This is a genomic window from Kerstersia similis, from assembly GCF_965139615.1.
GTDB lineage: Bacteria > Pseudomonadota > Gammaproteobacteria > Burkholderiales > Burkholderiaceae_B > Kerstersia > Kerstersia similis.
Window position 1 is genome coordinate 1 of sequence record NZ_CBCSIQ010000001.1, and the last position, 23,357, is coordinate 23,357.

The 23,357-nt window shown below is 64.0% G+C and carries 20 protein-coding genes and 1 tRNA gene; 7 read left to right on the forward strand and 14 right to left on the reverse strand.

Going from position 1 to position 23,357, the window contains the following annotated elements:
• Positions 1-295 (forward strand): CoA-transferase (locus tag ACNA1V_RS00005; RefSeq protein ID WP_415831516.1); only part of this gene is annotated, 295 nt, incomplete at its 5' end.
• Between the two features lie 143 nt (positions 296-438).
• Here ACNA1V_RS00005 and gspF read toward each other — a convergent pair.
• The 11 genes from gspF to gspG all read right to left on the reverse strand — a co-directional run bounded on the left by gspF (position 439) and on the right by gspG (position 10,791).
• Positions 439-1,650, reverse strand: coding sequence for a type II secretion system inner membrane protein GspF (gspF, locus tag ACNA1V_RS00010; protein ID WP_415831517.1), 1,212 nt, complete (start codon positions 1,648-1,650; stop codon positions 439-441).
• Positions 1,651-1,722: 72 nt separating this feature from the next.
• Entirely contained in the window at positions 1,723-3,144 is a 1,422-nt protein-coding gene (gspE, locus tag ACNA1V_RS00015; protein WP_415831518.1) for a type II secretion system ATPase GspE, read from the reverse strand.
• Positions 3,141-5,327, reverse strand: a 2,187-nt coding sequence (gspD, locus tag ACNA1V_RS00020) for a type II secretion system secretin GspD (protein ID WP_415831519.1), incomplete at its 5' end; no start/stop codon positions are given. The genes gspE and gspD, both read right to left, overlap by 4 nt.
• 236 nt (positions 5,328-5,563) lie before the next feature.
• Complete coding sequence (gene gspN / locus ACNA1V_RS00025) at positions 5,564-6,310, reverse strand: type II secretion system protein N (RefSeq protein WP_415831520.1); 747 nt, start codon at positions 6,308-6,310, stop codon at positions 5,564-5,566.
• Positions 6,310-6,894, reverse strand: coding sequence for a type II secretion system protein GspM (gene gspM / locus ACNA1V_RS00030; protein ID WP_415831521.1), 585 nt, complete (start codon positions 6,892-6,894; stop codon positions 6,310-6,312). The genes gspN and gspM overlap by 1 nt, the downstream gene beginning before the upstream one ends.
• A complete protein-coding gene (gene gspL, locus ACNA1V_RS00035) occupies positions 6,891-7,910 on the reverse strand; it encodes a type II secretion system protein GspL (RefSeq protein ID WP_415831522.1) in 1,020 nt (339 codons plus the stop codon). Before gspL ends, gspM begins: the two co-directional genes overlap by 4 nt.
• Complete coding sequence (gene gspK / locus ACNA1V_RS00040) at positions 7,907-8,818, reverse strand: type II secretion system minor pseudopilin GspK (RefSeq protein ID WP_415831523.1); 912 nt, start codon at positions 8,816-8,818, stop codon at positions 7,907-7,909. The genes gspL and gspK overlap by 4 nt, the downstream gene beginning before the upstream one ends.
• Entirely contained in the window at positions 8,815-9,432 is a 618-nt protein-coding gene (locus tag ACNA1V_RS00045; protein WP_415831524.1) for a prepilin-type N-terminal cleavage/methylation domain-containing protein, read from the reverse strand. Before ACNA1V_RS00045 ends, gspK begins: the two co-directional genes overlap by 4 nt.
• A 3-nt stretch (positions 9,433-9,435) precedes the next feature.
• Positions 9,436-9,813 (reverse strand): type II secretion system minor pseudopilin GspI, encoded by a 378-nt coding sequence (gspI, locus tag ACNA1V_RS00050; RefSeq protein ID WP_415831525.1) that lies wholly within the window; start codon positions 9,811-9,813, stop codon positions 9,436-9,438.
• A complete protein-coding gene (locus ACNA1V_RS00055) occupies positions 9,810-10,343 on the reverse strand; it encodes a prepilin-type N-terminal cleavage/methylation domain-containing protein (RefSeq protein WP_415831526.1) in 534 nt (177 codons plus the stop codon). The genes gspI and ACNA1V_RS00055 overlap by 4 nt, the downstream gene beginning before the upstream one ends.
• Positions 10,318-10,791, reverse strand: coding sequence for a type II secretion system major pseudopilin GspG (gene gspG / locus ACNA1V_RS00060; protein ID WP_415831527.1), 474 nt, complete (start codon positions 10,789-10,791; stop codon positions 10,318-10,320). The genes ACNA1V_RS00055 and gspG overlap by 26 nt, the downstream gene beginning before the upstream one ends.
• Positions 10,792-11,127: 336 nt before the next feature.
• Between gspG and ACNA1V_RS00065 the strand changes: the two genes are divergently transcribed.
• Both ACNA1V_RS00065 and ACNA1V_RS00070 read left to right on the forward strand, forming a co-directional pair.
• Complete coding sequence (locus tag ACNA1V_RS00065) at positions 11,128-11,568, forward strand: type II secretion system protein N (RefSeq protein ID WP_415831528.1); 441 nt, start codon at positions 11,128-11,130, stop codon at positions 11,566-11,568.
• Positions 11,569-11,726: 158 nt separating this feature from the next.
• On the forward strand, positions 11,727-12,332 hold the full coding sequence (locus ACNA1V_RS00070) for a biliverdin-producing heme oxygenase (protein ID WP_415831529.1): 606 nt from the start codon (positions 11,727-11,729) through the stop codon (positions 12,330-12,332).
• A 241-nt stretch (positions 12,333-12,573) separates the two neighbouring features.
• Here ACNA1V_RS00070 and ACNA1V_RS00075 read toward each other — a convergent pair whose 3' ends face one another.
• On the reverse strand, positions 12,574-13,209 hold the full coding sequence (locus ACNA1V_RS00075) for a methylated-DNA--[protein]-cysteine S-methyltransferase (protein ID WP_415831530.1): 636 nt from the start codon (positions 13,207-13,209) through the stop codon (positions 12,574-12,576).
• 298 nt (positions 13,210-13,507) lie between these two features.
• On the opposite strand from ACNA1V_RS00075, the gene rrtA reads away from it, so the two are divergent.
• Positions 13,508-14,068, forward strand: a complete 561-nt coding sequence (gene rrtA / locus ACNA1V_RS00080) for a rhombosortase (RefSeq protein WP_415831531.1) — start codon at positions 13,508-13,510, stop codon at positions 14,066-14,068.
• A 55-nt stretch (positions 14,069-14,123) separates the two neighbouring features.
• Here the strand turns inward: rrtA and ACNA1V_RS00085 are convergent, their stop codons facing one another.
• Entirely contained in the window at positions 14,124-15,746 is a 1,623-nt protein-coding gene (locus ACNA1V_RS00085) for an FMN-binding glutamate synthase family protein (protein ID WP_415831532.1), read from the reverse strand.
• Between the two features lie 270 nt (positions 15,747-16,016).
• Here ACNA1V_RS00085 and ACNA1V_RS00090 point away from each other — a divergent pair, with 270 nt between their 5' ends.
• On the forward strand, positions 16,017-16,646 hold the full coding sequence (locus ACNA1V_RS00090; RefSeq protein WP_415831533.1) for a hypothetical protein: 630 nt from the start codon (positions 16,017-16,019) through the stop codon (positions 16,644-16,646).
• Positions 16,647-16,903: 257 nt separating this feature from the next.
• Here the strand turns inward: ACNA1V_RS00090 and ACNA1V_RS00095 are convergent.
• Positions 16,904-16,978: transfer RNA gene (locus tag ACNA1V_RS00095), tRNA-Arg, on the reverse strand.
• Between the two features lie 158 nt (positions 16,979-17,136).
• Here ACNA1V_RS00095 and ACNA1V_RS00100 point away from each other — a divergent pair.
• Complete coding sequence (locus ACNA1V_RS00100; RefSeq protein ID WP_415831534.1) at positions 17,137-19,809, forward strand: PD-(D/E)XK nuclease family protein; 2,673 nt, start codon at positions 17,137-17,139, stop codon at positions 19,807-19,809.
• A gap of 68 nt (positions 19,810-19,877) precedes the next feature.
• Complete coding sequence (locus ACNA1V_RS00105; RefSeq protein ID WP_415831758.1) at positions 19,878-23,303, forward strand: UvrD-helicase domain-containing protein; 3,426 nt, start codon at positions 19,878-19,880, stop codon at positions 23,301-23,303.
• The last annotated feature ends 54 nt before the right edge of the window (positions 23,304-23,357 follow it).

Genomic DNA, 23,357 nt, shown 5'->3' on the forward strand with positions numbered 1-23,357 from the left:
GGTCAAGGGCATGGGTGGGGCCATGGATCTGGTGGCCGGTGTGGGGCGCGTGGTGGTGCTGATGGAGCATGTGGCGCGGCGCAAGGATGGCGGCGAAGACCTCAAGCTGCTGCCGGCCTGCACGCTGCCCTTGACGGGCGTAGGGGTGGTGGACCTGATCATCACAGATCTGTGCGTGCTGGAAGTCACGCCTGACGGCCTGCGCCTGCTGGAACTGGCGCCTGGCGTCACGGTCGAGGAAGTCCAGGCAAAAACGGCGGCCCGGCTGGATGTTGCTGCTGCAAAACTGGCCTGAACGCAGCGCCGGGCTGGCCTCTTGGCGGGCAGCCCGGTCATTGCCGGCATGGCCAGGAGGGCCGGGAAAGACAGGGACCGGAAAGGTGGGGGTGCCTTCCGGTCCCGGGACTGGGCTGGCTGAGTGGCGGTCTGAGCCGGTGCTTACTGTACCAATTGATTGATCTCGATGATGGGCATCATGACGGCCAGCACAATCACCAGAACGATGCCGCCCATGATCAGAATCATCAAGGGTTCCAGCAGCGCAGTCAGCGTCATGGCGCGCCGTTCCAGTTCACTGGAGAGTGTTTTGGCGGCGCGATCCAGCATGGCGGGCAATTCGCCGGTGCGCTCGCCACTGCCAACCAGATGCACCAGCAGCGGCGGGAAAATCTTCTGTGCCTGCAGCGCAGCCGATAGCTGCGCGCCCTCGCGTACCCGTACCGTGGCATCGTTGATTGCGCTGCGCAGGCGTTCGTTGCGCAGCGTTTTTCGCGCGGCTTCCAATGCGGCCAGCAAGGGCACATTGCTGCTGGTCAGGATGGCCAGGGTGGCTGAAAAACGGGCAATATCCACGCCCATGGCATAGCGGCCAAAAACCGGCAGGCGCAGCACCTTGCTGTGCCAGGCCAGCTTGGCCGCCGGGCGCCGCAGGCTGAAGCGCCAGAGAATGAACAGGGCAGCCAGGACCAGCGCAGTGATGCCGCCCCATTCACGGATGAAGCCGCTGGCGCTCAGCATCATTTCCGTCAGCGCGGGCAGCTTCTGCTTGGCTTGTGAAAATGCGCCCACGACTTGTGGCACCACATAGCTCAACAGGAAAATGACGATGCCGATGGAGACGATCGTTACGATGATGGGGTAGATGAAGGCCGTGAGGATTTTGCTGCGCAACGCGCCGCGGGATTCGATGTAATCTGCCAGCTTTTCCATGACCTGCGCCAGGTCGCCGGATTGTTCGCCGGCATCGACCAGCGCCCGGTAAATGTCGGGAAAGTCGCGCGGGTGGGCGGCCAGGGCTTCTCCCAGGCGATGGCCGGCGCGTACATCGGCACGTACGGCGGCCAGGGTGTGCGCGACATGGCGGCGCTCGGCTTGCTCCAGCGTAGCGGTCAGCGCGGCTTCCAGCGGCAGGCGGGCCGCCAGCAGGCTGGAGAGCTGGCGGGTCAGCCAGCCCAGATCCGAGTCGCTGATGCGCGGGCCCAGGCTGCTGCGCGGACTGCCCTGGCGCGAAGCGCCCGTGGCGCGGACTTTCAGTGCAACCAGGCCGCGCGCGCGCAATGCCTGGCGGGCGCCGCGCTCGCTGTCGGCGTCTATCAGGCCGCGTTCAATGCGGCCAGCGGTATCGGCGGCTTCGTACTGGTAGGAAGGCATGGCTGGGCAGGAGATTGGAGGGGTTCAGCGGGCTGCCTGCGCGTGGCCGGGAGGGCGGCGCGCAGGGATGGCTCAGGCATCTCTGGTGACTCGTGTGATTTCTTCCACGGAGGTGATGCCCTGTTCGATCCAGCGGTCGCCGTCCTGGCGCAGGGTGCGCATGCCAGCAGCCTGAGCGGCGCTGCGCAGCGCCAGCTCATCGGCGTTGTTGTGCACCAGGGCGCGGATTTCGTCGGTGACGGTGAACAGTTCGTGGATCCCGGTGCGGCCACTGTAACCGGTATGGCTGCAGGCCGGGCAGCCCCCGGGGGTCCAGCTGGCCGTGCCATTCTCATGCTTTTGGCAGCAATGCTGGCACAGGCGCCGTACCAGGCGCTGGGCCAGGACGCCCTGCAAGGTGCTGGCCAGCAGGAAAGGTTCGACCCCCATGTCGATCAGGCGGGCAACCGCTGAAATGGCATCATTGGTATGCAGCGTTGCCAGCACCAAGTGGCCGGTCAGGGAGGCCTGGACGGCAATCTGCGCCGTTTCCAGGTCACGGATTTCACCGATCATGATGACATCCGGATCCTGACGCAGAATGGCGCGTAGCGCCGAAGCGAAAGTCAGGTCGATACGCGGGTTCACCTGGGTCTGGCCGATACCGGGCAGGTCGTACTCGATCGGGTCTTCAACTGTCAGGATATTGGTGGTGCTGGCATCCAGCCGGCCCAGGGCGGAATAAAGCGTGGTGGTTTTACCGCTGCCGGTCGGCCCGGTCACCAGCACGATGCCGTGCGGCTGGCGAATCTGCCGATCCAGCTGACGCAGCACATCTGGGGCCATCCCCAGCTTTTCTAGCTGCAGCCGGCCGGCTTCCTTGTCTAGCAGGCGCAGCACGGCGCGTTCGCCATGGCCGGTGGGCAGCGTGGAGACCCGCACATCTATAGGGCGGCCGCCGACACGCAAGGCGATACGGCCATCCTGGGGCAGGCGTTTTTCCGCGATATCCAGGCTGGCCATGATCTTGATGCGGGAAACCAAGGCGCTGTGCAGGGCGCGGCGCGGGCTGACGACATCGCGCAGCGTGCCATCAACGCGGTAGCGCACGATGGAGTGCGTTTCAAATGGCTCGATGTGGATATCGCTGGCGCCATCGCGCGCGGCTTGCGTGAACAGCGCATTGATCATGCGGATGACAGGGGCATCGTCATGGGCTTCGAGCAGGTCTTCTACTTCGGGAATATCTTGCAGCAGACGATCCAGGTCGATTTCGCTGGCAGCTGCATCGACCACGGCCGCGGCGTCATCAGTCTGGGCGTAGGCGGCTGCCAGCAGGGTGTCGAGCTCGGCATCGCTGACCTCACGGCAGGGCAGTTCACCATAGCGACGCTTGAGTTCGGCGCGGGCCCAGGCAGGCGTATCCGGGCTGAGCACCAGCGCCAGCCCGCTCGGGCTGGCCTGGATCAGCGCACGCTGGGCGCGAGCCCAGGCATAGGGCAGGCGCACATTCATTGTCCGGCGTCCGTATTGTCGAGGATGGCCCGGGTTTCCACAGCGCCTGCGGGGGCAGTGGAAGAGGTGGCGGAAGAGGCGGTTTCATCACGCAGATCCAGCAGCCCTTCATCGTTGCGCTCCAGCGCAGGCAGCAGCGGGCGGGAAGCATCTGGTGTGAGCCAGCGAGACTCCAGCGGCATGCCATTCTGGGCGGCGCGCATGAAGTTGTATCGGTCCAGCGTCAGGCTGGCGCTGTCGCGCGCATCACGCACGATATGCGGCCGCAGGAAAACCATCAGGTTGGTTTTGGTGCGGGTGCGTTTGTCGTAGCGGAACAGGTTGCCGATGAAGGGGATGGAGCCGAGAATCGGCACGGAAACCGTCGAATTGGAGACCTGGTCTTCCAGCAGGCCGCCCAGCACGATGATCTGGCCATCGTCGATCAGCACATTGGTTTCCAGCGAGCGCTTGCGCGTCACGATGCCGCTGGTGCTGGCCGAGGCGTTCTCGTCGATATTGCTGACTTCCTGGTACAGGGCAAGCTTGACGGTGCCGCCTTCGGATATCTGCGGGCGGATGCGCAGCGTCAGGCCGACGTCTTCACGCTCGATGGTCTGGAAGGGGTTGCTGGAGCCGTCGCCGGATGTCGTGTACTGGCCCGTCACGAATGGCACGGTGCTGCCGACCATGATGCTGGCTTCTTCGTTGTCCAGGGTCAGCAGGTTGGGCGTGGAGAGGACGTTGGCCTGGCCTGTGCCTTCCATCGCACGTGCAAGAACGCCCAGGTTCAGCACTTCGTTGCCCAGGATATCAACGGTGCCCTTTACCACGCCCAGGCTCAGGCCCTTGCCCAGAGCGTCGATGGTGGTGGGGCCTTTGCCCGTGATGCCCGAGCCGCCCAGATTGGAGCCGCCGACGAAGGTGGTGTTGCCGCTGTTGATGTTATCGCCGCCGACCATCCACTGAATACCGAATTCTGCAGAGTTGTCTGCGTTGACCTCGACGATCAGGCTTTCTACCAGCACTTGTGCGCGGCGCTGGTCGAGTTGGTCGATGACTTCCCGCAGGCTGCGGTAGAGCGGGTCCGGCGCCGAAATAATCAGGGTGTTGGTGGAAGGGTCGGCTTGAATCGTTGCGCCGCCAGCGGAAAAGGCGACAGATTGCTGGTTGCTTGAGCTGCTGCCGCTGCTGCTGCTACCGGTATTGGTGCTGCTGCCCAGGCCGAGCGCATTGTTCGACGAGCGCGAGCTGCTGGAACTCGACGAGTTCGAGCTGTTCGACATGCCCGAAGTGTTCGACAGACCGTCGCTGCCAGTGCTGCTGCCGCCCTGGCCGGTCAGCGCGCCACGCAGAACCTCGGCCAGTTTGGTGGCCTGCGCATTGCGCAGATACACCACGTGCAGGTTGCCGGGTTTGGTGGTGGGGCTGTCGATGCGTTGGATCAGTTCCTTCGCCAGGTCCAGGCGAGCCGGGCTGCCCGCGCGGATCAGCACGCTGTTGGTGCGGGGGTCGGCAACCACGGAAATCCGCTGCGTCGCGTCGCCCGAGCCGCCCTGGCCTTCCAGCAGTTGCGAGGCCAGCCCGGCAATATCTGCGGCAATGGCGTAACGGATCGGAACGACATCGGTATTGATCGAATGCGGCGTATCTATTCCGGCAATGACTTGCGCGATACGATCCAGATTGTCGGCGTAGTCGGTGATGACCAGGGTGTTGTTGCCGGGATAGGCATTGATCGGATTGTTCGGCGCGATCATGGGGCGCAGTACCGGCACGAGATTGGCGGCGTTCTCATAGCGCAGGGAGAATACGCGGGTCATCAGGCCGCTGCCCGCTGCGCCAGCCTGATCGGCCGAACTGACCGGGCTGCCTTGCAGTTTGGCATCGGCTTCCGGTACGACGCGGCTGACGCCATCGACTTCCACCACGGCAAAGCCCTGCATGCGCAGTGCGCCCAGCAGCATCGAGTAGGCCGTTCCCGGAGACACGGGCGCTTCGGAAACCAGGGTGAGCTGGCCTTTGACGCGCGGGTCAACAATGAAATTCTTGCCGGTGAAGCGGGCCAGTGCCCGCACGACGCCTTGCAGGTCGGCATCGACAAAATTCAGCATGACCTGATTGTCTGCGCTGGTGCCGTGGCTGGGCACGGCGCGTGGTGCCGTCGTGGCTGCCGTGCTGGGCTTGCTGCGGGTTGCCTGGGCNGGTGGCGGGGCGGGGGGCGGGTCGTTGCGGAAGCGGCTGTCATCGACCGGACGCTGGATACCGCCGCTGGTGCGTACCAGCAATTCGGAGGCATCTGGCGATGTCGAAGGCGGCACGGTGGCGCAGCCGGCCAGAATCAGGGTCAGCAGGGTGCTGGGAACCAGCGGGAAAGAAAAGGTCGGAGCGTGGCGCTTGGCGGTCATGATGGCAATTTCGTTTCGGTTCTGGGGGCGGCTCAGCGGAAGTTCAGGCGGGTCTGGTTGCCAGTTCGCGGCCCGAGCGCGGCGAGCAGTTCATTGAGGGCGCCATGAACATCGGGGCTGGCGCTGGCTTCGACTTCGGCCGTGCCTTGGAAGGCCAGCCCCTTGCGGGTGACCGTGCCGTCGCCCTGCAGACGCAGCGGCCCCTGGCGGGTGGCCAGAGTGAGCTTGACACGGTTGTCGGTATCCTGGGTAACGGTCAGATCATAGCTGCCGAATGGTTTCACTGGCGTGAGATCGGACGAGGCATTGCGCCATTGAATGTCCAGCAAACGGGTGCCTGGCGGCAGGGCGGCGCCCAGCAGGGTGGCGGGCCAGTTCAGCTGGAGCTCACCCCCCGGCCCGATGGTATCCAGCGCCGCGTGGAAGGCTGTCAGTGTAGAGGCCGGCAGGCGCAGCGACTGGGCATTGATGGCCAGGCCGCGCCAGCCGGGAGCCAGCGTGACGGGGCCGCCCAGCCAGGGGTGGCGAAGGTCTGCAACCGGCCCTTGGCGCCAGTTCAGCGTCCAGCTCAGGGGATCCGGCAGGGTGCGCCGGCGGCCTTCCGGACCGATGGCGATGGTGGCGCTACCTGACCAGATGGAGCCGCTGGCATCCACGATGGCCAGCGGCAGGGAGGCAGGCAGCAAGACCATGGCCCATCGGGCGGGCATGACGGCCAGGGCGGCTGCCAGGGCAACCAGAAAGAAACCGATGACTTTCAGAATCAGTTTGCGGCGCATCAGGCATTCTCCTGCGGGGCGGCCAGGATGATCTTGCCGGAAACGGAGCCGGGGCGGTCCCGGCCGTCGATACGGGTGCGGGACAGGTCCAGGCTGCGTACCTGGACATGGAGCAGGGCTGGCACATCCGCCAGCCATTCAATAACGCGCCCTGCGCTGGCATTGTCCACCATCACTTCCCATTGGCGGGCGCCATCAAAACCGGCTTCCGCTTCGCGCAGCGTTGCCAACTCCGACAAGCCGGCCCGCTGCAGGCTGGATTGCAATGCCGGCGTCAGTTCGGCGGCGGGAATGGATCCGCTTTGGCCGCGGCGCAGCGCCTGGGCTTCGCGTATGACGGCATCGACCTTGAGCGCGGTTGCCTGGAGTTGCGGCAGCCGTTGAGCCGTTTGTTCGATGGTGGAGAGCGCGGGCTTGATGCCGATGATCCATATCAGGGCTAGCGCGACCGCAGTGCCGCCAATCTGCAGCAGCTTGCGTTCGCGTGGCTCGCGTTGCGACCACCAGGCGCGCAGGCGTTCGCCCGTTTGTTCCAGGTTTTGTCTCCAGGCCGGTACGGCCGGCGGAGTGCTAGGCGTGCTCATTGCTGTCCTCCCCGGCTGCGCTCGTTGGCGCGGCGGATGATCCAGGTGTTTTCCAGGGTTTCGTCCTTGCGGATATCCAGGCCTTGGGCAGCGGCAGCCTGGGCCAGGCTGGCTTCCGGCGGCGCAGTGAAACCCTCGTTGAAACCCAGCTGCAATTCGCCTTTGTCATAGACCAGGCGGGCGACACGGCCTTCGGCACCGTTCAAGGTGCGGGCAGCGGCCAGGGCCAGGGGAATGAAATCGTCATTGCCGGAGGTGCCGCGCGCCAGGCGCAGCGTATCGCGGGCGTTCTCCGCCTGGCGCAGCGGGTCGATGATGACGGACAGTTCCGGGAAGGCGCGCCTGACGCTTTGTTCCGTATTGACTGTCAGCGCCCGGGCTTCTGCGCTGCGCTGGGCGGCATAGACATTGAGCCCGATGATCCAGACGGCCGCGGCGACGGCCGTCCAGGCCAAGGGCGCGCGCCAGCGGCGCTGGTCGGCCGCCGGGCGCCATTCTGGGCGCGCGAATGACCACTTCGGCAGCGGCTGGCTCCAGCGCGAATCCGCCGGCAGCGTGAGCTGACGGTTGCGATCGGGGTCCTGGGCCGGCAGGGCCAGCGGCAGGGGCGTGATCTGCTGGATGTTCAGGCCGGCTTCAGCCAGGGTGCGCCAGGCACGCAGCAGGGGTTCCCGGTCAGTCCAGGCCACGATGGCGCTACCGTTTTCCTGGCGTGGCCCGTGGATGATGCAGAGCGCGTCGGTATCTGACAGCGCCATGGATTCCACCAGCGACTGCACGGCGAGATCCAGGCGATTGCCGGACAGGGCCGGCACGTTCAGGGTAACGATGACTGCATCATCGGGATGCAGGATGGCCTGGACGCCGGCGGCCGGGACAGCGCTGGCCAGCTGGGACAGCTGCAGTTCACCCGAGCGGAGCACAGTGGCATTGCGATCCAGCAGCGCGAAAGCGATGAGGCTTTCCGGTCTCAGGCTGGCCAGGGGCGGCAGCGCCAGGCGTAGGTGATTCTTCAATTCATTTCCTTGATCCAGACGACCGTCGGCGAGTTGCGGTCCGCGCGATTGAGCAGCGCTTCCATGCCGACGACGGCATTGTCCAGTGAAACCTCTCCGGCTACGCGGAACCAGTTGCTGTTGGCGGTAATGCGGTTGCCCACTTCCAGTTCGCGATTGGGCAGGCGGTTGACGAAGTCGCCGCTATTGTTGAACCATTGGCCACGGTCACGCTGCACGACCAGCGCCCTGGCATCCGCCAGAGACAGGCCCGCGATCACGGCGCTCAGCACTTCAGGGGTCGCGGTGTTGGCATTGACGGCGGTGCTGGCGGGCAACACGGTCAGGTAAGGGCGCAGCAGATCGACCATGGCCGCATCCATATTGTCGATGCCGCGCAAATCATTGACCGTACGCAGGCCCGGAGCACTGGCGGGTTTGTTTTCCGCAGGCTGGCTGTCGGCAACGCGTTGGGCGATGCTGTTGGCAACGTGGGTAGGTACGCGCAGGTAGCTCAGCAGCCGTTCCAGAACCATCCGTTCATCAGGCTTGATGACACCCTGCGCAGCCAGGTTATTCAGATTGTATTTGCCCTGTTCGTCTTCAGCGCGGCCGGAGAACAAGGCCGTGCGCGGATCATCAGGTTCGGAAATTTCCAGTCCGGTAATGGGGCGTGCCCAGGCGGAGTCCGGACGGGTGATGGCATTGCGCCGGGCGTCCCAGCGCAGAATGACGCGCGACCAATCCAGCCCGCCGCGCAGCAGCCAATCGGCCTGGGCGCGATCCCGTTCGCTGGCCAGGGTACGCGCCAGATAGGCCTGGCGTTCGAGAATCGCCGTAGCGGCAATGGCAGCCGCCGCCACGACGATCAACGCGCTGATGACGGCCATGCCGCGCTGGCGCCAGTTGGGGAGAAAACGGCGCATCATGGCAGCAGAACCACTTTGCGGTAACGCCCGGCATCGGTACCTGCCGCGCGATCCAGGGTGATTTCCATGCCTGTCGCCTGGGGCGAGCCGTCGGGCGCGGGCAGGGCTGTCCAGCCGCGCCCGGGCAGCCAGGCGCGCACTTCGAACAGATTGATACCCTCTAGGACGACCGTGCCGGTTTGCGGGGGTTCCGGCAAGGGCAGCTGCTTGCCCGCCGGTGCGATGGCACGCATCAGCTTGTTGCCTTCCAGCCACCAGCGTACCTGCTGCCAGGTGCCGTTGTCGGCCGGCGCGGCGCGCACGATCTGGAGATAGGGCACGCCGCCGTCGGTTTTGACATATTGAATACCGGCAGGCAGCGCTTGGACTTTGGCTGTTTGGCCGGCAGGGAGGAATTCGGGCAATATGGCATTGTCCGCATGAAGGCGGAGATCTCGGTCGAGCTGGCCGAACACACGCATCAGGGCCAGAATATCGTCGGAGACCTGTTCCAGCCGTTCGCTGGTGCGTTCCACGCTGTCGAGGGCGCGCCAGGAAATCAGGCTGACCAGCGCGATGAGCATCAGTGCGACCAGCACTTCGATCAGGGTGAATCCGCGTTGCCGGCTGTACATGGCTTATCTCAGCGAGGACAACAGGCCGCGCAAATCGGCAAGGACGACGCCATCGGCATTGCGCACACGGATGGTGACCTGGCGGAAATTGGTGTTGTTGGAGTTCCGTACTTCCTGCTCGCAGCTCAGTTGCAGCGGCCCTTGCGGGCAGTTTTCCGTTTGCCTGCCGGGGCCGGGGAAGGCATTGAGCAGGCGCAGTTCGGCCATGCGGTTCTCGGCCGAGAGCAATGCCAGGCTGCGTTCGCGCATGGCTTGCGTGCCGCTGGCGCTCAGGCCCAGTGCGCGGACGCAGGCCGCCAGCGCCACGCCGGCAATGGCAAGCGCGACCAGAACTTCAATCAGCGTGAAGCCCTTGTGGCGGGAACGGAAGCGATGGATCATGGCTGCACGACCTCATAACGCCCGGTGGCATCGCGTTCGATGCGTAGGCGTTGCTGGCCATTATCGAGTTCGATGACCATGGGGTCGGGCATCCACTCCACGTTGAAAACGTTGGCGGAATTCGGCGAAATTCTGACACTCACAGGCGTTTCGCTGTCCCAGCGGCGCGGGCGCAGCAGATCGTCGTTTTCGAAATATTCGGATTCCACGGGCGCCAATGCGCTCATTCCGACGGGAAGCGCCAGGGTATGGGGCCGACGGGCGAAACGATAGCCTTGGGCATCGACTTCCCAAACAATGGGACGCCCGCCGCTGCGGGCTTCCGACTGCACGACGGGCAGCAGCTGCGCGAGGCGATGGGCGTCTTGTTGCAAGGCGCGATCCCGGGAAGAAGGAAATGCGCTCAGTCCTGCCGTGGCGGTCACAATACCGATGATCGCCAGCACGACCAGCAGTTCCAGCAGGGAAAAACCGTGTTGTCTGCCGGAGCGGCCAGTCCAGGCCCTATTGCCAGGAACCGATATCGGCATCGTTGCCTTCGCCGCCGGCCTGGCTGTCGGCGCCGAACGAGAATACGTCGATCTCGCCATGTACGCCGGGATTCAGGTACTGATAGGGAGCGCCCCAGGGATCATTGGGGAGGCGATCCATGTAGGAGCGCCAGTTGTTGGGCAGCGGCGCGGCATCGGGACGCTGCACCAGCGCCTGCAGGCCCTGGGCCTGGGTAGGATAGCGGCCGTTGTCCAGGCGATAGAGCTTGAGCGCCTGCATGATGCCGCCGATATCCTGGCGCGCGGCGACGATGCGTGCCTGGTCAGGGCGATCCAGCAGGTTGGGCACGACCAGGGCGGCAAGAATGCCCATGATGACAACCACCACCATGATTTCGATCAGGGAGAAACCGGATTGCCGGCCGGCGCGGCGGAAGGAGCGCTGGCGCGAAACAGGGCGGAAAGCCCGGGAGACGGTGGATATCATGGTGACGTCAACAAACTGTCAAATAAATGAGAATAGCATTAGTTTATACTTTGTCGATCCCCGATAGGAGAGGATTGAACCCGCACATCATATAGAAAGCGATGATTGTGCGTGATCGGGACAATTCCGTACGATAACCCCCGTTCTGTTGCGTTGGGATGACAGCCCTTGTCATTTATGCGGCACCTGCCAGACAGGCGGCAGACGTCCTGACCTACTATCTCTCTTTGCCGTCCGCCGGTTGCGGCCCTGAATTTTTGTCACTGTCACGGTGCATTTGTGAATTTTCGTCTTCCTGCATTGCGATTTCCTCAGATTCATCTGAATCCGGCCAGCATGATGCGCCTGGTTGCGGCGCTTGCCCTGGCCGTCGGGTTGGGTGTCTGGGTGGCCTTGCTGTTGGCGCCGGCGCCTCGGGCCATTCCGCCTTCCATTACGTTTGAAACGGTTGCCGGTACGGATGTGCAGCCGGTGGCGCGCTGGTTCGGTGGTGGCAATCAGCGTGTGCGGGTGACGGTGGCCGGCATTATCGCCACCGGCAATGACCGTGGCGCAGCGGTGCTGAGCGTGGATGGCGCGACGCCCCGCGCCTATCGTGTCGGCGAAGCGCTGGCGCCGGGCGTGACGCTGGCGGCGGTGGGGCGCGACGAGGTTTCGGTCGATCAGGACGGTGCGGTCGAAGCCGTACGCATGGCGGCAGACCCTCGCCCGCTGATTCAGGGCTTCGTCAAGGTTGCGCCGGAAGCGGCAGCAGCGGGTGCATCGGCGCAGCCCTGAGCCGTTGAGTTTGATAGAACATTCTTGAGATTGCATTTCTGGCGGCTTCGATACACTGGAAGCGTACCAGTCAGGTATCGGCGCGGCGCGGCAGCGACCCCGTCCGGGCCAGGGCTGGCGAGCAGTATCCAGTCATCTTTCCCCGCAAGGAGCCAGACATGTCCGCAGTAACCCAGGAAGCCGTCTCGACCGAAGTCACGCTGTCCAAGCGCCTGCAAACCGAGACTGGTGCACAGCACCAACGCATGCACGGCCTGATGGCGCGCGCCAATCCCTTTGCTGATGTCCAAAGTTATGCAAAGTTTGTTCAAGCACAATACCTTTTCCAGCGTGATGTCGAGTTTTTGTTCAGCGACGAACGCCTGAAGCAACTGGTGCCGGATCTGGACATCCGTGGCCGCCAGGAAGCTGCGCTGCAGGACTTGAAGGATATCGGCGCGGACGCCCCGGCCGATATCGCCATTGCCACCGCCAACGTGGTGTCGCCGGAAGCGCTGGGCTGGCTGTATGTGTCTGAAGGCTCCACGCTGGGCGCTGCTTTCCTGTTCAAGGAAGCGGGTGAAAAGCTGGGCCTGACGGCTGAGCACGGTGCTCGCAACCTGGCCGCTTATCCGGAAGGCCGCGCAAAGGCCTGGAAGAGCTTCGTCAATGCCTTGAATGAAAGCGGCCTGAGCCAGGAAGAGCAAGATCGTGTGGTCGCCGGCGCCAATGCCGCCTACGACCGCTTCGGCGATCTGCTGACGTCGCATTATCAACTGGCTTAATAGTGGGCGGCAGCCTGGGGCCATCGAGGTTCCGGGCGGCGCTTGCTGCTCATGCCAGGGGCCTGGGCCCGCGCGGTGTTTCCGTGCCCCGTGAGTTGCCACAGCCGGCAGTCCTTTAAGGACTGCCGGTTTTTTATTGCCTGCTTGCCCGGAGCAGCGCGGGTGACTGTCCGGTCAGGGCGCGCCCGGCTGCCGCGGTGGGGGGGGCTGGTCTGGCGTGCCGGGGGTTCAGGCGCCGGCCTCAGAAGCCCGGCAGCGTACCGTTAAGCGGGTAGGCGGGGCGTAGCGGCAGGGCATGCTCATGTTCCAGTAGCCATTGTTTGCGATGCAGTCCGCCGCCATAGCCGGTCAAGGCGGCATTGCTGCCGATGACGCGGTGGCAGGGCAACGCCAGGCTGATGGGATTGGCGCCATTGGCCAGTCCGACTGCACGGATGGCCGCAGGACGCCCGATGCGCCGCGCCAGTTCAGCGTAACTGAGCGTCTGGCCAGGTGGAATATCACGCAGGGTCCGCCAGACCAGACGTTGGAAGTCTGTGCCGGCTAGGGCGACAGGCAGGGTGTCCAGGACATGCAACTCGCCGCTGAAATAGCGGAGCAAGGCGGCGTGCGCCGCAGGCGCCTGGCGGGTTTCCTGGAGTTCCGGCGAGGCATGGCGATATTGGCGGGCCAGCAATGTGCGCATGCGCGGTTCATGATCGTGCCAGTCCAGTGCCCGCAACCGGCCTTCACCGTCGGTAACCAGCAGCGCTTGGCCCAAGGGCGTGGCAGCGCGAAACAGTAGCCAGGGCGCGGTGCCGGGCGGACTGGCGGGTAGCGGTTCCGTGACGGACGGGCGGGCAAGGTCGGCTGTGGTGGGCAGGGTTCGGGAAGTCATGGGGGGCAGAAAAACGGACGGCCAGAAAGCGTGGGAGGTCATCGAGTCATAGATGCTATCCCATCTTCTGCTCCTGACAGGGGATGGCCGGCAGGGTGGCCGGCCAGGGGCTGCGGCCACGCCTCTTTCGCAAGCCGGTGACGGAAAACGGGCAGGCGGAATCCTTTGCTTTATCATTTCTGTCTGGGTGCGCCGCCGCTCAGTTCGGCAGGGGGCCGATGACGGGCACCGGAGCAGGCGACATAAAGGTTGGGGTATGGAGAAAGGCACAAGGGCCGCGTGGTGCAGGGCGGCCGGGTTGGTTGTATTGCTGTTGTTGTTGCAATGGGGGGGAGAAACTGTCCGTGCCGGATTGCGCTTCGAGCGTGGCGCCATTGCGGCAGGAGAGCTTTGGCGGCTGGGCAGTGCTCATTTTGTGCATCTGGGCTGGAATCATGCCTTGCTCAATGGCGCAGGGGTTCTGTTGTGCTGCCTGCTGGCACCCGAACGGTTCGATCGTGGCCTGTGGCGCCGGCTGGCTTGTCTGGCCCTCGCAGTGGGGCTGGGGCTATGGTGGTTGTCGCCGCAGGTGCCGGACTATGTCGGCTTGTCCGGGGTGCTGTATGGCATGTTTGTGTTATGTCTGTTGCCGCAAGGTTTGCGTGGCGACCGCAGCGCCTGGCTGGCGCTGGCCTGCATCTTTGCCTGGATGCTGTGGCAATGGCTGGTGGCGCCTGCTGCCTCGGAAGAGAAGATGATAGGCGGCAAAATCATCAGCATTGCCCATGTCTATGGCTTTTGCCTGGGCCTGGCGGGCGTCGGGCTGGCGTGGCTGGGGCGGCGGTGGCGCACGGCCGTGCGCCGCCATCCGCAATCATGACCAGGCACAATCTGACCATGCCAATTGCCGGCGTGATCTGACTGCCGGCGTGAGCTTACACCTGAACCGGTTCGAAACTGTCAGGCCGGGCCATGTGCCACATGCGGTCATAGAACTCGCTGCCGATCTGGCCGGAAAGCAGTTCTCCCGGCTTGAGAAAATGGTGCAACTGGGAATAAAGACGGATTTCCGTCCCCGTCATGCGCCTGGCCAGATGGCGGGCCTGCACTTCCGAAGGGTGCGACAGGCCGGCGGCAGCCAATAGCTCGGCCAGGGCCTTGAGCGTGTTCTGGTGGTAGTGAAAGACGCGTTCGGCCTTGTCCGGTACCACCAGCGCTTGCTGCCGTTGCGGATCCTGGGTGGCGACGCCGGTGGGGCAGCGGTTGGTATGGCAGGATTGCGACTGAATACAGCCGATGGCGAACATGAAGCCGCGTGCCGAGTTGGCCCAATCCGCGCCCATGGCAATGACACTGGCAATATCGAAGGCGCTGATGATCTTGCCGCTGGCGCCAATTCGTATGGACTGCCGCAGGTTCAGGCCGACCAGGGTGTTGTGAACGAACAGCAGGCCTTCACGCAGTGGCAGCCCCATATGGTCGATGAATTCCAGGGGAGCTGCGCCCGTGCCGCCTTCCTTGCCATCCACGACGATGAAGTCGGGCAGGATGCCAGTTTCATGCATGGCCTTGGCAATGGCCATGAATTCCCAGGGATGCCCGATACAGAGCTTGAAGCCGACGGGCTTGCCACCGGACAGTTCTCGCAGCTGTTCGATGAACTGCAGCAATTCCAGCGGTGTACTGAACGCGCTGTGGCTCGATGGCGATACGCAATCACGGTCCATCGGTACCCCACGGGTCGCGGCGATTTCCGGTGTGATTTTTTCCTTGGGCAGAATGCCCCCATGGCCGGGCTTGGCGCCTTGGCTCAGCTTGATTTCAATCATCTTGACCTGGGGATCGGCGGCGTTGCTGGCGAAGAGGGCAGGGTCGAAGCGCCCCTCCGCGTTCCTACAGCCGAAATAGCCGCTGCCCAGTTCCCAGGTCAGATCGCCGCCATATTCGCGGTGATACGGACTGATGGCGCCTTCGCCAGTGTCATGAATGAAATTGCCCAGGCGTGCGCCACGATTCAGCGCGCGGATGGCGTTGGCGCTCAGTGCGCCGAAACTCATGGCGGAAATATTGAAAACGGAAATGGAGTAGGGCTGGCGACAGGCCGGGCCGCCGACATCGACACGGAAACTGGCAGGGTCGGCCAGTGGCGCAGGCCGGATCGAATGCGCCATGAATTCATAGCTGGCCTGGTACACATCCAGCAGGGAACCGAAGGCTTTGTCAGCGCTTTGCTGCTTGGCGCGCGAATAGACCAATGCGCGCTGCGCGCGTGAGAACGGCAGGGCTTCGTTATCCCCTTCGATCAGATATTGGCGGATTTCCGTGCGGAAGCTTTCCACCAGATAACGGACATTGCCGGAAACCGGATAATTGCGCCGCACGGCGTGGGCAGTCTGCCGTAAATCGTAAATGCCCAGAATACAGAGTGCCAACGTGATCAGCGTTGGCAGCCAGGCCCAGGAAAAATGACCGGCGGCCAGCAATAGCGGCAGCGAAATCACGGTATAGGCAATACAGGCCAGGAAAACGGCATAACGGCCCAGTACGGAAAGGTTCATGGCAGTTCCTTTGGAAAATCCGGAAATGTCCGCTGCGTATATCGGCCTTGATCCAGGCCGGTGCCATAAGGCAGGCAGCGAAATGGATAACCGACATGGTAGCGGTTTCAGCGGCGTAGGCTGCCGCCTTGGCGTATGGGGGTAATACGGTGTAATGAAAGCATCGTCAGAAAAAAAGGGGCGCGTTGCGCAGATAGACGGAAGGGTCTCCGTAGAGGTCTGGTAACAAACTGTGTATTATTCGCAAACCTCCAGATTTTCTAACTAAAAATGAAAAAAGTTCTGATTTTGATTCCTATTGTTTTATTACAGGCATGCGCTTCCATCACGGCTGAGAAAACGCAACTGGTGCGCGTGGATGCCCTGGATGAACAGGGGGCAGTGGTCGCGGACGCCAAATGTGAGCTGACCAACGACAAAGGGGTGTACGAGATAGACTCGGGCAAGCATGCAATGGTGAACAAATCAGGGGAAGACCTGAATATCAGCTGCCGCTCCGCCCAGCGCAGCGATGAGGCAAGCGGCGTTGCCATTTCCCGGGCAGGCGCGGGGATGTTCGGCAATATCCTCTTTGGTGGCGGAATCGGAGCGATCATCGACCATAACCGGGGCACGGCATACAACTATCCCGAATGGGTACAGGTGGTATTTGGCCGCATCTTTACGTTTGACCGCAGCCATCACAAGGACGGTCAACCCATGCAAGGCCAGCTGGTCGAGGTGGCCGCCGCCCAGGCAGTAGGCGTTGCCAGCGAACCTGTGCCTGCATCTGTTGCTACACCTGCAGCGGTTTCTGCAAACACACCCGCACCTGCGCCTGTAGCCGCACCTGTATCTGTTTCCACGGAGCGCATCACGATTTCCACAGAAACGGCGATCAGCGCCCCGGTGCAGGATTAAGCAGGGTTCAGCGTTTGCCCAAGACTGTTTCCTGCGGCCGTCGGGTGGCCGGGAAAGTTGGCCCATCCCGTCTGGTACGGCGGAAACGTCTCAGGAACTGTGCGCCAGGCGCCAGGCCGGGTAAGACCAAGAAAAAAGCGCCCGCTGGCTGGCAGCGGGCGCTTTTGCTTTGTCTGGGACGATATGTGTTCCAAGCCAATATGGCTCAAAACGCCGGGGCCGAGGCGCGGATGGAATCCAAGGCTTGTGCCTGCGCTTGGCGTCTCCAACAGGAATCGAACCTGTATCTAGAACTTAGGAGGTTCTTGTTCTATCCGTTGAACTATGGAGACGGAACGGCACGGTAATCCATTATTGTAACTGCTAAACACGTATCTTTGCACGTGAGGCATGCGGGTGGTGGGCGTATGCGGGCCTGGCGCGGGGTGCTGGCCTCAGGCTGGCGCGCTATGATCCCGGCTTGCCTTTGCCTGCTGTGAAACCAAACGCCATGTCCGATTTTCCTCACATCCTGCCCAGTATCGACATCCCGGCCCTGGCCGAGTTGCCGGCCGCCGGAACGCTGGTTCTGACCGTCAATAATCGTTGGGCGCGCCGCTTGACGCAGGCATTGGCCGAGGGGCTGCGCAGTACCCGGCAGGTCAGTGAGCTGCCCCATATTGTGCCGCTGGCTTCCTGGTACCGCGAAGCGGCCGAGAGCCTGGCGTTTGTGCCGGATGCCTGGCTGCCGGCGCACTGGCTGGATACCTTCGCATCGGCCATGGTCTGGATGGATGTGATCCACGAAGCGGAAGCAGAGCGTCTGTTGATGGATGCCGCCCAGGCCGCCGCGCTGGCTCGTGATGCCGATGCGCTGCTCGATGAATGGCAGATCGAGGTGCTGGGCCCGGAGGAAACGGATGAATATCGCCGTTTTCTCGTGTGGCGCGCCGCTTATCTGGAAAAGCTGCGGGCGCTGGATGCGGAGGATGCCAATCAAGCCATTGTCCGGGTGCTGGAAGCCATGCGGCAGGGAGCGATCCGCTGGCCACGTGTGCTGGTCTTGGCTGGATTTACCGAGCAGTCGCCGCGCCTGCAACGGATCCTGACCTTGGCGCGCGAAGCGGGCACCGAGTGCCTGGCGCTGACCGAAGCCCAGGCGGAGGCCGGGCAGGCCAGGCGGGTGATGGCGGTAGATCATGCGGCTGAGTGGCGCGAAGCGGCGGCCTGGGCTGCGCAACAGCTGGCTGCCAAACCGGAAGGGCGGTTTGCCATCGTGGCTTCGGGCCTGGAGGCGGATGCGCCGCTGGCCCGGCGCGTGTTGGCGCGTGCCCTGCGGCCGCTGGATCCCGCTTTGCCTGAATCGGCCTGGTTCAATATTTCCGTGGCGCGGCCTTTGCCGCAATGGCCGGCCGTGCGTGCCGCCCTGGCCTGGTTGAACGCGGTGGCAGGCTGGGATGAGTACAACGGTGGTGCGGCGCCGGTGCTGGGGGCCGCCTTGCTGGCCGGGCATGTGGATTGGGATGGCCTGCGCTGGCCGCCTGCCGCCATGGATGCGCAGTGGCGCCGACGCGGCTGGAGTGTGATCAGTCCGGCCTATTGGAACAAGACCTTGCAGGAAGGCAGCCCCGCATTTGCCGCCCGCTGGGCTCAGGCCTGCGAGCGCTGGCGCGAACCACAAGGCAGCGCCAGCGCGGCTGTCTGGGCTGCGGCCATCAGGCGTGTGCTGGATGCACTGGGCTTTCCGGGCCGGCAGGCCCTGGATAGCGTGAGCTATCAGGTACTGGAAGCGTTTGGCGAAGCGCTGGCACGCTTTGCCGCCCTGGACCCCGTGGCCGGACGCCTGGGTGGCCGTATGGCCGTGGCCTTGCTGGAACGTTTGGCGGACAGCATGCAGTTCCAGCCGCAGCGTGATTTCCGCGCGCGGCTGGATGTCCTGGGACTGCTGGAGGCCGAAGGGGGGCGTTGGGATGGCCTCTGGGTCATGGGGCTGACCGATGAGGTGTTACCGGCTTCTCCCAAACCCAATCCGCTGATTCCTGCGACCGCCCTGCGGCGTGCTGGGGCGCCCCGGGCAACAGCCAGCCGCGAGCGTGCCTGGGCTGCGCAGATCTATGAGGCCTTGTTGCGCGGCGCGCCCGAGGTGATATTCAGTCATGCCGAGCGGGAGGGCGAGCGGGAGTTGCGGCCATCCCCTTTCATTGCCGCCTTGCCCTTGGCGACACCGCAGGCGGGAGGGGGGGGGCTGCCTGCCTTGCAACTCGATGAGCTGGATGATAGCCAAGGGCCGCCCTTGGCCGAAGGCGAAAGAGTGACCGGCGGGCTGGATGTGCTGGATACCCAGGCGCGCAATCCGCTCTGGGCATTTGTGCGGCACAGGCTGGGCGGGCGGGAGCTGCCTGCCTATGAGCCGGTGGCAGGCATGAATGTGCGAGGCCAGTTCCTGCATGAAGCGCTGGAATTGCTGGGCCATATGCTGCCGGATCAGGATAGCCTGCATGCCGCGCTGGCGGAGGGACGCCTGACGGCGCTGCTGGCCGAAATCGTGCAGCAGGCGGCAGAGGCGCATTTGGGCAGCTATGAACCGGCGCTGCGTGAACTGGAGTGCGAACGGGCTCGCGGCCTGTTGGCTGACTGGTGCGATGCGGAAGCGGCCAGGCCGCCCTTTGCCATTTACCAGCGTGAGGAACGTTATCAGTGGGAGCATGGCCGACTGGCGCTCAATGCCCGGGTGGATCGTATCGACCAGCTGGGTGATGGCAGCTTGCTGATCATCGACTACAAGACCGGCATGGGCGAGGCCTTTCCAGAAGCGGACTGGTCGCGCCAACGGCCGGTCAATCTGCAGTTGCCTTTCTATGCGGCCATCCTGGCGGCGCAGGCGGGGACGGCGGAAGTGGGCATCGCCGGCCTGATGCTGGCGCAGGTGCATGCCCGGCACATCCGCGCCAAAGGCTTGGGTGCGGAGGATCTGGGCATCAAGGGTGTGACGCCGGTCGAGGCAAGCAAAACCTTTGAGGGGCAGGATTGGCCGACAGTGCTGCGGCGCTGGGAGGCGGCCATCGGCACGCTGGCCGATGAGTTCGGGCGCGGCTATGCCGCCAATTTCGTCCTGCAGGCGCAGGACCTGGTGTATTGCGACGCGTTGCCGTTCCTCCGGCTGCAACGGGAGGAGGAAGCATGAGTACGATGCAACAGGGGTTTGATTTTGACCATTCCGATGACACCAGCCGTCCGGCAGCCCCGCCGCCGATGACGACGCCTGCGCTGAACCCGGCGTCGGTACGTGAACCGGCGGATGCACCCCAGCGCCGTCAGGCTTTGGATCCCACGCACTCCTTTGTGGTGCAGGCGCCAGCCGGCTCAGGCAAAACGGAGTTGCTGACGGATCGTATCCTCGCGTTGCTGGCAACGGTGGAACGTCCCGAGGAAATCGTCGCCATTACCTTTACCCGCCGCGCGGCGTCGGAAATGCATGCGCGAGTGCTGGAGAAGTTGCGCCATGCGGCCAGCGCTATCGAGCCCGAGGCGCCGCATCTGCGCGCCAGCTGGCGTCTGGCCCGCCAGGCGCTGGCTCGTGATGCGGAAAAAGATTGGCAATTGCTCAAGCATCCGGCGCGGCTGGCCATTCAGACCATTGACTCCTTCTGCGCGCGGCTGGTACGCAGCATGCCCTGGCTCTCCGAGCTGGGCGGGATGCCGGGCATCGCAGAAAATGCGTGGAGCCATTACGAAGCGGCGGCGCTGGAAACACTGCGCATGGCGGATTCCGAGACGTCTGTGCGGCGCCTGCTGGCCCATATGGATGTGGATGTCGCCGCCGCCGTGGAGGCCATCGCCAGCATGTTGGCGCAGCGCGATCAGTGGATGCCGTTGCTGCGTCATGGGCTGGATAGGGAAGGGCAGGAAGCGACACTGGCGCATTTTATCCATGCGGATATCGAAGCCGCCGCCAAGCGCTTGCCACTTGGTTGGGAAGAGGTGCTGGCGCCCGCTGCCAGACTGGCTGCTGCCAGCCTGGACGAAATCAGCCCGGATCACCGCCTGGCGCCGCTACGCGACTGGGTGCCGCCCTTGGGGCGATCGGTGGACGATGTGCAGGCCTGGGTGGCGCTGGCGGATCTGTTGCTGACCAGCGAGGGCAGGCCGCGCTCGCCCAGGGGGCTCAATAAGAATCTCGGGTGCCCGCCCAAGAGCGTGCAGAAAGACATTCTGGGGGGCTGGCTGGAAGCGCAGGCGCAGGATGCAGCCTGGGCGCCTGCCCTGGCTGCGCTGCGTGAGTTGCCGCCGGCCCGTTTTTCCGATGCGCAGTGGGAAATCCTGGAGGCACAGTGGCGCGTACTGCGTTTGGCGGCGGCGCAATTGCGCGTGCGTTTCGCCCAGGAGGGAGAGGTCGATTTCACGGAAATCTCCCAGCGTGCCGAAGCCGCCCTGGGCTCTGCGGAGGATCCCGGAGAGCTGTTGCTGAAGCTGGATGCGTCGATCCGGCATTTACTGATTGATGAGTTCCAGGACACCAGCCTGTCGCAGGTACGGCTGCTGGAAAAGCTGACGTCCGGCTGGATGCAGGCCGATGGCCGTACGCTGTTCCTGGTGGGCGATCCGATGCAGTCGATCTATCGTTTTCGCAAGGCAGAAGTGGGATTGTTCCTGCAGGTACGGAAGAACGGAATCGGGGAGTTGCGCTTGGAATCCCTGAATCTGACTGACAATTTCCGTTCCCAGGCAGGGGTGGTGGAATGGGTGAACCAGCGCTTTGGCAGTTTGTTGCCTTCTCGTGAGGAAGAGACGGCTGAACTCGGCGCCGTGGCCTATACGCGCTCGGTGGCGTTCAACCCTGCCTTGCCGGGCCGGGCGGTACGTTTTCATGCCGCCTGGGGTAAACATGCGGCGCAAGCAGATACCGCAGCTTTGGCGGTGACGGAACGGCTGGTGCGCGAAGCCCTGGACGCCAGCGCGGGCAAACCGCAGACCGTGGCTGTGCTGGTGCGCGCCAGAACCCACCTGGGCGAGTTGGTGCGGGCGCTGACACGCGCCGGCATCGGTTGCCGGGCCGTAGAACTGGTACCGCTGGCGCAGCGGCATGTGGTAGCCGACTTGGTGCAGCTGGTGCGAGCGCTGGTGCATCCGGGAGACCGTCTGGCCTGGCTGGCGGTATTGCGGGCGCCTTGGTGCGGTTTGACATTGAATACCCTGGCTGCATTGTTCGGCAGCCGCCACGAGCGTCCGGTGCCGCAAGTTCTGAGGGAGTGCCTGGTGGCGCAACCCGATACGCCATTGGGTGCGGCAGTGGCGGCATTGCCGCCGCAGGAGCGCGACCGCCTGTTGCAAGTCGCGGCCATTTTGCTTGATGGCGGCAACGATAACGGTGCGCTCCCCTGGGCGGCCTGGGTGGAGGCGATCTGGCAGCGGCTCGGGGGGGCCCGGCTTTATGCCGGCAGCAGTGCGGCCGAGGATGCCGAGAGTGTGTTTGTGTTGCTGGAAAAGCTGGCGCCTTATGGGGAACTGGATGTCGCGGCGCTGGATGCCGCCCTGGCGCGCTTGTTCGCCTCAGGGCAGCCTGAGCCGGGAAGTGGCCCGGTCGTGGAAATCATGACCATGCACAAATCCAAGGGCTTGCAGTTCGATACGGTGATTCTTTATGGCCTGCACCGGGTGCCTCGGGCCGCTTCGACGCCGCTCTTGAGTTTCGAGCATGTGGCGGGCAATGTCCTGTTCGGGCCGGCCAAGCCGCGCGCGCAGGTCGAGCCGGATCCTTTGTCGCGCTATATCGGCCGGCGTGAAAAGGTGCGCGGCGATTATGAAGTGGATCGACTGCTGTACGTGGCCGCCACGCGCGCGCGCCAGCGCCTGCATCTGGTCGGTAGTGTCATGCTGGATGACAGCGGGCAGTTGCGTCAGCCCGCCGGCAGCAGCTTGTTGGGACGTTTGTGGCCTTTGCTGGATGAGGCCGACAAAGCGGTTCCGGTGAGCTTGCCCGAAGCCGACGCCGGGCAGGATGGGGCGCAAGGGCTGCACGGCGCCATGCTGCAGCGCATTGCCCATGCAGATTTGCTGGCCTTGCCAGGAGCGGCGCCGACCCGGGAGCAAGATGCGGAAACGTCTGGCGGCCAGCCTGCGCCGGTAGGGGAGGGCGTGCAGTGGGGGGAAGCGGAGAGCCGTCAGGCAGCCATCGGTACATTGGTGCACGGCTGGTTGACGCGCCTGGGCCAGGATGGCCTGAATGAATGGCCGGAAGCGCGCTTGCGCAGCAGTCTGGGCATCATGGCGCGGCAGTTGACGCGGGCAGGGACGCGCACCATGCATGCAGCGCAAGACGCGGCCGAAGTCCTGGAAATCCTGTTGGCGACCTTGCGCAACGGGCGCGGCCGCTGGCTGCTGCAGCGTGCGGCGGCACGCCGGGAGTGGCCGCTGCTGGATGCCTCGGGCAAAGTATCCATACTGGATCTGGCCTTCGAGGACGATGGCACCTGGCTGATTGTCGATTACAAAACCGGCACGCCCTGGCCGGATGAGGATGAGGCTGCCTTTGCCCGCCGCATGCGAGGGCGCTACCAGCCCCAGATGAACCGTTACCTTGATCAGGTGACGGCGCTTACCCGCAGTGCTGCGAAGGCTGCGCTGTACTTCCCAAGGCTCGATCTCTGGCTGGACATGGGCAGCGCACCGGCCCGTTGATGGCTTTCAATCGCCGGACGGCAGGCGCGCAAGGCGCTGCCGTCCGGCTGGGTT

What these genes read in the sequence shown, in the direction of transcription:
- gspF (WP_415831517.1), bottom strand. Translation starts at nt 1,650, where the DNA reads ATGCCTTCCTACCAGTACGAAGCCGCCGATACCGCTGGCCGCATTGAA.
- gspE (WP_415831518.1), bottom strand. Translation starts at nt 3,144, where the DNA reads ATGAATGTGCGCCTGCCCTATGCCTGGGCTCGCGCCCAGCGTGCGCTG.
- gspN (WP_415831520.1), bottom strand. Translation starts at nt 6,310, where the DNA reads ATGCGCCGCAAACTGATTCTGAAAGTCATCGGTTTCTTTCTGGTTGCC.
- gspM (WP_415831521.1), bottom strand. Translation starts at nt 6,894, where the DNA reads ATGAGCACGCCTAGCACTCCGCCGGCCGTACCGGCCTGGAGACAAAAC.
- gspK (WP_415831523.1), bottom strand. Translation starts at nt 8,818, where the DNA reads ATGATGCGCCGTTTTCTCCCCAACTGGCGCCAGCGCGGCATGGCCGTC.
- ACNA1V_RS00045 (WP_415831524.1), bottom strand. Translation starts at nt 9,432, where the DNA reads ATGTACAGCCGGCAACGCGGATTCACCCTGATCGAAGTGCTGGTCGCA.
- gspI (WP_415831525.1), bottom strand. Translation starts at nt 9,813, where the DNA reads ATGATCCATCGCTTCCGTTCCCGCCACAAGGGCTTCACGCTGATTGAA.
- ACNA1V_RS00055 (WP_415831526.1), bottom strand. Translation starts at nt 10,343, where the DNA reads ATGCCGATATCGGTTCCTGGCAATAGGGCCTGGACTGGCCGCTCCGGC.
- gspG (WP_415831527.1), bottom strand. Translation starts at nt 10,791, where the DNA reads ATGATATCCACCGTCTCCCGGGCTTTCCGCCCTGTTTCGCGCCAGCGC.
- ACNA1V_RS00065 (WP_415831528.1), top strand. Translation starts at nt 11,128, where the DNA reads ATGATGCGCCTGGTTGCGGCGCTTGCCCTGGCCGTCGGGTTGGGTGTC.
- ACNA1V_RS00070 (WP_415831529.1), top strand. Translation starts at nt 11,727, where the DNA reads ATGTCCGCAGTAACCCAGGAAGCCGTCTCGACCGAAGTCACGCTGTCC.
- ACNA1V_RS00075 (WP_415831530.1), bottom strand. Translation starts at nt 13,209, where the DNA reads ATGACTTCCCGAACCCTGCCCACCACAGCCGACCTTGCCCGCCCGTCC.
- ACNA1V_RS00085 (WP_415831532.1), bottom strand. Translation starts at nt 15,746, where the DNA reads ATGAACCTTTCCGTACTGGGCCGTTATGCCGTTTTCCTGGCCTGTATT.
- ACNA1V_RS00090 (WP_415831533.1), top strand. Translation starts at nt 16,017, where the DNA reads ATGAAAAAAGTTCTGATTTTGATTCCTATTGTTTTATTACAGGCATGC.
- ACNA1V_RS00100 (WP_415831534.1), top strand. Translation starts at nt 17,137, where the DNA reads ATGTCCGATTTTCCTCACATCCTGCCCAGTATCGACATCCCGGCCCTG.
- ACNA1V_RS00105 (WP_415831758.1), top strand. Translation starts at nt 19,878, where the DNA reads ATGACGACGCCTGCGCTGAACCCGGCGTCGGTACGTGAACCGGCGGAT.